This window comes from Rugamonas sp. (genome assembly GCF_025354735.1).
Classification (GTDB): domain Bacteria; phylum Pseudomonadota; class Gammaproteobacteria; order Burkholderiales; family Burkholderiaceae_D; genus Rugamonas.
On sequence record NZ_JANXMI010000329.1, the window covers coordinates 1 to 7,159 of the forward strand.

Sequence of the window (7,159 nt, forward strand, 5' to 3'; positions counted from 1 at the left end):
GACGCCGCGGATGGCCGATTGGGCGCTGAGGAAATTGGTGAAGCCGAACGATTCGAAGCCCACGTAGGCGGCGAAATTGATGTTGGGGTAGAAGCTGGCCTTGGCGACGGCGATGCGTTGGGACGCCGCCTCCACGCGCCAGCGCTGGGCCGCGATGTCGGGCCGGCGGCCGAGCAGCTCGGCCGGCAGATTGGGCGGCAGTCCGGCCGCGTGTTGCAGGTTCAGCGTGGGCCGGGCGATGGTCTCGCCGTCGCCCGGACCCTTGCCGATCAGTGCCGCCAGCTGGTTGCGCAGCAGGGCGATGGTTTCTTCCGATTGCTCGAGCGCGCGGCGTCCGGCCGGCAGCGTGGTTTCGATGCCCGTCACGTCGATGTCGCTGGCCAGGCCGGCGGCGCGGCGGCGGCGCGTGATGTCGAGGATGCGCTGGCGCTGCGCCAGGCTGGCGGCGGTGGTGTCGGCCAGCGCGTATTCGAGCGACAGCTGGATGTAGCCGCGCACCACCGCCGTTTCCAGCGTCAGGCGCGCCATCTGCGATTCGGCCGACGTCAGTTGCACGTCGTCGAGGGCGGCGGCCAGCGCGGCGCGGTTGCGGCCCCACAGGTCGAAGTCGTAATTGGCCGAGACGGTGGCGCTGTTGAGCCACTGCCAGGTGCCGTTCAGCGGCGGCGGCGCGGTGCCGTCGGTCGAGTACAGCGAGCGGTTGCTCGAGGCGCGGGCGTTGACCTGCACCTGGTCTTCCGCTTCGACCACGCCGGCCAGCGATTCGGCCTGGCGCACGCGCGCCTGGGTCACGTGCAGGGTGGGATTGTCGGCCAGGGCGGCGGCCACCAGGCCATTGAGTTGGGCGTCGTGCAGATCGGCCCACCAGGCTTCGTTCGGCCACGCGGCCGGCGCGCCGGCGGCGGCGATGGCGCTGCCGGGGTTGAGCGCCGCCGTGTCCAGCTTGTGCGACTGCGGCGCGATGTGGCCCATGTCGGCGCAGGCGGCCAGCAGCAGCGTCAGGCCGGCGGCGGTGAGGGTGCGGAGAGCGTGCATCGTGGCGTCCATGGGCGGTGGTCGAAAGGCCGTCCGGCGGGCGGGCGGGGAAGTGGTGCTGCGGCGCTGATTGGCAAGGATTAAACTATAGTCGTGAATATTACATTTGTAAAGTATATTTTTTCGTTTCATTAATTGATGCTGTTGGGGGCGGCAGCGCACGGAAGGATCGGTGCCCGGCTGGTTCAATGGGGGTCGCACATTCGATCACCAGCAAGGAGAGCTCATCATGGTAACCAGCACCCTGGATCCGGACAATATCCCATTGGGACCAGACCGCAGCGTCGGCGGCGGCCACGGTACCGGCGCGCTCGGCCCCAGCGACACGTCCGACAGCGGCAGCGACGTGCGGGGCGGCGTCGGCCTGGCCGATGACGCCGCGCTCGACGACGCCGACCTGGCGCGCGTCGGCGGCATGAACGACGACCCGGAAATGGGCACGGCCGGCGGCACCGCCGGTCCCGACCTGGGTGACGCCGACCTCGATAGCGACAGCGATGCCAACGGCACCGGCGAACGCGCGGCGGCGGGCCGCGACAGCGTCACACCGGACGGCGCCGATATCGGTTTTGACCGCGTCGGGATCATGCCGGAGGATGGGGTGGAAGGCGGGGACGACGACGACGTTGAGGACGTTGAGGACGATGGGGACGAAGGGGATGACGTGGACCGCGATCCGACGCGGATCGACCAGCGTTTGCTGCATTGAGGTGACAGTTGGGCGCGGCGCAGGCCGCGTCTGACTCCGGGGCAGCAGGCTGTGTCGGAGTCTGACGCGGCGGCCCGCGAACTTCAGGCCTTATTTATGCGACGCCGAGCCGGCCCACAAGTTGATGCCGCCTTCCTGCGCCAGTTCGTCGATGGCGGCCAGTTCCTGCGCGCTGAAGCTGAGGTTTTGCAGCGCGCCGACGTTTTCGCGGATTTGCGCGCTGCTGCTGGCGCCGATCAGCGTCGACGTCACGCGCGCGTCGCGCAGCACCCAGGCCAGCGCCATCTGCGCCAGCGTCTGGCCGCGTTGCTTGGCCAGTTCGTTCAGGCCGCGCACGCGCGCCAGGTTTTCGTCGCTCAAATGGGCGGGCTGGAGCGAGCCGCCGCCGGCGCGGTTGACGCGCGAGTCGGCCGGGATGCCGTTCAGGTATTTGTCGCTCAACAGGCCCTGGGCCAGCGCCGTGAAGGTGATGCAGCCCATGCCTTCCCGTTCCAGCGTGTCGAGCAGGTCGGTTTCGATCCAGCGGTTCAGCATATTGTAGGACGGCTGGTGGATCAGGCAGGGCACCTTCCACTCGGCCAGCAGGCGCGCCGCCTCGGCCGTTTTCTCGGCCGAATACGAGGACACGCCGACGTACAGCGCCTTGCCCTGCTGGACCGCGTGCGCCAGCGCGCCCATGGTTTCCTCGAGTGGCGTGTCGGGGTCGAAGCGGTGCGAATAAAAGATGTCGACGTAATCGAGGCCCATGCGCCGCAAGCTCTGGTCCAGGCTGGCCAGCACGTATTTGCGCGAGCCGCCGCCCTGGCCGTAGGGGCCCGGCCACATGTCCCAGCCGGCCTTGGTCGAGATGATCAACTCGTCGCGGTAGGGTTGGAAATCCGCCTTGTACAGGTGGCCGAAATTGCTTTCGGCCGAACCGTAGGGCGGCCCGTAGTTGTTGGCCAGGTCGAAGTGGGTGATGCCGAGGTCGAAGGCGGTGCGCAGCATGTCGCGCTGCGAGGCGAGGTTGTTGGTGTCGCCGAAGTTGTGCCACAGGCCGAGCGACATCAGCGGAAGTTTCAGGCCGCTGCGGCCGGTGCTGCGGTATGGCATGGTCTCATAGCGGTCTGGGGAGGCGTGGTAAGTCATGGAGGTTCCTGATCGTGGGAGGGTGGCGCTACGCCGCCGATTATAGAACAGCGGCCGGCGCCGCGCAGCGGCTCTATTGACACGGCGGCGCCGGCCACGCTATCGTCTTCGTTTGCGCTTTGCCCCTCCACCTTACCACCACAAGGATGCCATGAACGACACCACCCCCGCCGCCGTTTCCACTTCACGCCGCGAGGTCCTGGGCCTGGCCCTGTCGGCCGCCGCCGTCGCGGCGCTGCCGTCGCTGGCGCGGGCCGATGGCGCGGCCGCGGCGCCAGCCGCCGCCGGCGACGCGCCGTTCGACGCCGCGCTGGCCGCGTTCGCCGAAGAAATCCTGCTGCTGTCGCCGACGTCGGCCACCGGCCTCGGTCTCGACAACGGCGCGCGCGCGGCGCTCAAGGCGCGGCTGGGCGACGCTTCGCCGGCCGGCGACGCGGCGTGGGAAGCGCAAGTCAAATCGATGCTCAAGCGCCTGGCGGCGCTCGACCGCGGCGCGCTCAGCGCGGCGGCGCAAACCCGCTACGACACCGTGCAGTACGCGGCCAACGCCGGCATCGAAGGCTTGCGCTTTTCGTATGGCGGGGCGGCGGCCGGCTTCAACGGCGGCACCGCGCCGTTCCCGGTGACGCAGCAGGACGGCGCGATCTTCAGCGTGCCGGAATTCCTCGACTCGCAGCACCAGATCAAGGACGCGGCCGACGCCGAGGCGTATCTGGCGCGGGTGGCCGCGCTGGCCACGGTGCTCGATCAGGAAACGGCCCGCATCGAAGAGCAGGCCGCCAAGGGCATCCTGCCGCCCGACTTCATCGCCCATAACGCGCTCACGCAGATGCACGGCTACCGCAAGGTGGCGGTGGCGCGGCAAAAGCTGGTGACGTCGCTGGTCGAGCGCACGGCCAAACTGGGCATCGCCGGCGACTGGGACGCGCGCGTGAGCAAATTGGTCGGCGGCGCCGTCTATCCGGCGCTGGAGCGCCAGATCGCGGCCTACGCCAAGGCGACGGCCAAGTCGACCGGCGAGGCCGGCGTGTACCGCCTGCCGGACGGCGAAGCCTATTACCAGTGGGCGCTGAAACTGGGCACGACGACCACCCGCGGCGCGGCCGAAATCCACGCCATCGGCCTGGAACAGAACCGCCAGCTGCAGGCGCGCATCGACGCCATTTTGAAATCGCAGGGACTGAAGACGGGCACCGTCGGCGAGCGCATGCAGGCGCTGGTGAAGGATCCGAAACGCAGCTATCCCGACAACGACAAGGGCCGCGAACAGCTGATCGCCGACTGCAATGCGCGGGTCGACGCGGTGCGCGCGCTGATGCCGCGGATTTCGCATATGGACTTGAAGGCGCCGCTGATGATCAAGCGCGTGCCGGCCGACATCCAGGATGGCGCGCCGCTCGGCTATATGAGCTTCGCCTCGCTCGACGGCTCGCGCCCATCGATCTATTACATCAACCTGAAGTCGACGACGCTGTGGCCGAAACACGAGCTGGCGACGCTGACGGCGCACGAGGGCATCCCCGGCCACACCTGGCAGGGCGCTTATCTGGCCGAGCGCCACGCGACGACGCCGCTGATCCAGTCGCTGATGGGCTTTAACGCCTTTGTCGAGGGCTGGGCCCTGTACGCCGAGCAGCTGGCCGACGAATTCGGCCTGTACGCGCACGATCCGCTGAGCCAGATCGGCTATCTGCAGGCGCAGCAATTCCGCGCCTGCCGCCTGGTGGTCGACACCGGCCTGCACGCGATGAAGTGGAGCCGCAAGCAGGCGATCCAGTTCATGGTCGAGAACACGGGCCGCGGCCGCAAGGCCATGACCAGCGAAGTCGATCGCTACACGGTGTCGCCGGGCCAGGCCTGCGGCTACAAGATGGGCCACAATGAAATCCTGCTGCAACGGGAGCGGGCCAGGGCGGCGCTGGGCGCGCGCTTCGACCTGGCCGGTTTCAACGACGCGCTGGTCGGCAGCGGCGGCGTGCCGCTGGTGCTGCTGCCGGGCGTGATCGACCGCTATATCGCCGGCGCCAAGCGGGTATAAGCGGAGATATGCAGCGATAAGCTCCGTCGTTCGAGGGGGGCAGCGATGGCCCGGACCTGATACTCAGGTCCGGGCCATTTTCATGGGCGGCGCCGTCACGACGGCTTGACTTTGCGGCGTCCGGCTGTAATGATGCGATTGAATAGGTGTATATGCTCTTATTTTTATAATTGTTTATGCGGTGCCGATGGCGGCCCATCCATGCCGGAGTTATTGATGAACCCACCCCTTGCGCCGTCGGCGCACCCACGCAGCCTGCTACTGATTATCGCGATGATTTCATCGCTGGTGATGCTCGACTCGAACGTCGTCGCCGTCGCGTTGCCGACGATAGCGCGCTCGCTCAACGCCGATTTCGCCGACGTGCAATGGGTCATCACCGCCTACGTGCTGCCGTTCGCGGCCTTGCTGTTGGCGGCCGGCTCGTTCGGCGACAAGGTGGGCCGGCGCCTCGCCGCGATGATAGGCCTGGCCATATTCGGCCTGTCCTCGCTGGCCTGCGGCATGGCGACCACGCCGACGATGTTGAACGTGTCGCGCGCCGTGCAGGGCGTGGGCGCCAGCCTGGTGCTGACCGCATCGCTGGCGCTGATTAACCATATCTACACGGGCCTGGAGCGGATCAGGGCCTTCGCCTTCTGGGGCGCCAGCCTGGGCATCGCCATCACCTGCGGGCCCATCATCGGCGGCGTGATCGCCAGCGTCTTCGGCTGGACCTGGGCCTTCTTGATTAATGTGCCGATCTGCACGGCGCTGTTCGTGGCGGCGCTGCGCGTGATACCCGAATCGCGCGACCCCGACGTCAGAGGCCTCGATTACGCCGGCATCGTCACCTTCAGCGCCGGCCTGTTTTTGGTGACGTGGGCCGTCATCGACGGCAACGCGCTGGGCTGGTTGTCGGCGCCGATACTGTGGCGCTTCCTGGGCGGCCTGGCGCTGCTGGTCTTGTTCGCCGTGGTCGAACTGCGCCAGGAACGGCCGATGGTCGACTTCGCGATTTTCCGTTCGCGCCACTTCATCGGCACCGCCTTCGCCATGGTCGGTTACGCCGGCGGCGCGCAGGTGATGATTTTCTACCTGCCGCTGTATTTGCAAAACGCCTACGGTTTTTCGCCGGCCATCGCCGGCATCGCGACGCTGCCGTTCGCGCTGCCGATGTTCGTGGTGCCGCGCATCGGCGCCGGCGCCGGCGTGTCATCGCGCACGCTGATCTGCGCCGGACTGGCGATCACCGTGTCGGCCAATCTGGCGATGGCGCTGCTGGCCGACGGTCAGGCGTCCTACCTCGGCTTCGCGCTGGCGATGGTGGTGGCCGGCGCCGGCGCCGGGCTGTTGAACGGCGAGACGGCCAAGGCCATGCAGGGGGCGTTGCCGGCCAACCGTTCCGGCGTCGCCTCGGGCATCAGCGCGACCACGCGTTTCATGGCGCTGCTGTTCGGCGTGGCGGGACTGGGCGCGCTGCTGGTGAGCGTGACGATGAGCAGATTCGCGGCGGTGGCGGCGCAACTGGGCTTGCAACCGGCGGCGGCCAGCTTGCTGGCGAAACGGTATGCCGCCGGCGACTCCAGCGCGGCCGTCGCGTCCTTGCCGGAAGCTGTGCGCGCCGCCGCCGGCATCCTGCTGCACGGAGCTTTTCAGGAAGGCTTCAGCCGCGTGGCGTGGGCGGCGGCCGCGGTGGCCATCGCGTCGCTGCTGTTGACGCGCTGGTTCATGCAGATACCGAGCCATCATCTGGCTGCGCGCACGGAGGCGGAAGCGCTGTTCGTGGCGGGCGAGTAGGCCGCGAATACGCCGCGTCGTTTAAAACCGGACGCGGGCTTTCAGGTTCATCGAGATTTTCCGGGAGCGTGCTTGGCTGCATGGCGCTTGTGGTGGCCGCCCCGGCCTGAACGTTTTTTGCGGGGAGCCTCGTCGGCATGCGCAGCTTTCGGCGCGGCGGGGAGGGCGACGTCGCCAGGGCGCGGCTGGGACGGGCGCGCTGGGGCTTGCCCGGCAACGGCGGCGCGTTCGCCGTCATCGATGCGGTCATTGATGCCGCGACCGATGCTGCGACCGACGCGGTGATCGATGCCATGATCGGTGCTGCGATTGGTGACGCGATCGCGTGCCCTGCGCGATGCAGGCTGCGTGTCCTTATCGTCATCGCGCCGCAGGCGGGGCGTCGCCCGGGATTTTGCTGCGTCGGCAGGCGCGTCGTCTCCGAACATGCGCGCTATGGCCTTGTTTCGCGCCGAGCGGAAAACATCGGC

Annotated in this window: 6 protein-coding genes; 4 read left to right on the forward strand and 2 right to left on the reverse strand. The window is 68.0% G+C overall.

The window, feature by feature from the left end:
• Positions 1 to 1,035 (reverse strand): efflux transporter outer membrane subunit (locus tag Q0S71_RS27205; RefSeq protein ID WP_296002907.1); only part of this gene is annotated, 1,035 nt, incomplete at its 3' end.
• Positions 1,036 to 1,264: 229 nt separating this feature from the next.
• Between Q0S71_RS27205 and Q0S71_RS27210 the strand changes: the two genes are divergently transcribed.
• Positions 1,265 to 1,744 (forward strand): hypothetical protein, encoded by a 480-nt coding sequence (locus Q0S71_RS27210; RefSeq protein ID WP_296002910.1) that lies wholly within the window; start codon positions 1,265 to 1,267, stop codon positions 1,742 to 1,744.
• Between the two features lie 90 nt (positions 1,745 to 1,834).
• Here the strand turns inward: Q0S71_RS27210 and mgrA are convergent, their stop codons facing one another.
• Complete coding sequence (mgrA, locus tag Q0S71_RS27215; protein ID WP_296002912.1) at positions 1,835 to 2,872, reverse strand: L-glyceraldehyde 3-phosphate reductase; 1,038 nt, start codon at positions 2,870 to 2,872, stop codon at positions 1,835 to 1,837.
• A gap of 151 nt (positions 2,873 to 3,023) precedes the next feature.
• Here mgrA and Q0S71_RS27220 point away from each other — a divergent pair, with 151 nt between their 5' ends.
• The 3 genes from Q0S71_RS27220 to Q0S71_RS27230 all read left to right on the forward strand — a co-directional run.
• Positions 3,024 to 4,910 (forward strand): DUF885 family protein, encoded by a 1,887-nt coding sequence (locus tag Q0S71_RS27220; protein WP_296002915.1) that lies wholly within the window; start codon positions 3,024 to 3,026, stop codon positions 4,908 to 4,910.
• A gap of 216 nt (positions 4,911 to 5,126) precedes the next feature.
• Positions 5,127 to 6,689 (forward strand): MFS transporter, encoded by a 1,563-nt coding sequence (locus tag Q0S71_RS27225; protein WP_296002918.1) that lies wholly within the window; start codon positions 5,127 to 5,129, stop codon positions 6,687 to 6,689.
• Between the two features lie 137 nt (positions 6,690 to 6,826).
• On the forward strand, positions 6,827 to 7,159 hold a 333-nt coding region (locus Q0S71_RS27230; RefSeq protein ID WP_296002921.1), incomplete at its 3' end, for a hypothetical protein.

What these genes read in the sequence shown, in the direction of transcription:
- Q0S71_RS27210 (WP_296002910.1), top strand. Translation starts at nt 1,265, where the DNA reads ATGGTAACCAGCACCCTGGATCCGGACAATATCCCATTGGGACCAGAC.
- mgrA (WP_296002912.1), bottom strand. Translation starts at nt 2,872, where the DNA reads ATGACTTACCACGCCTCCCCAGACCGCTATGAGACCATGCCATACCGC.
- Q0S71_RS27220 (WP_296002915.1), top strand. Translation starts at nt 3,024, where the DNA reads ATGAACGACACCACCCCCGCCGCCGTTTCCACTTCACGCCGCGAGGTC.
- Q0S71_RS27225 (WP_296002918.1), top strand. Translation starts at nt 5,127, where the DNA reads ATGAACCCACCCCTTGCGCCGTCGGCGCACCCACGCAGCCTGCTACTG.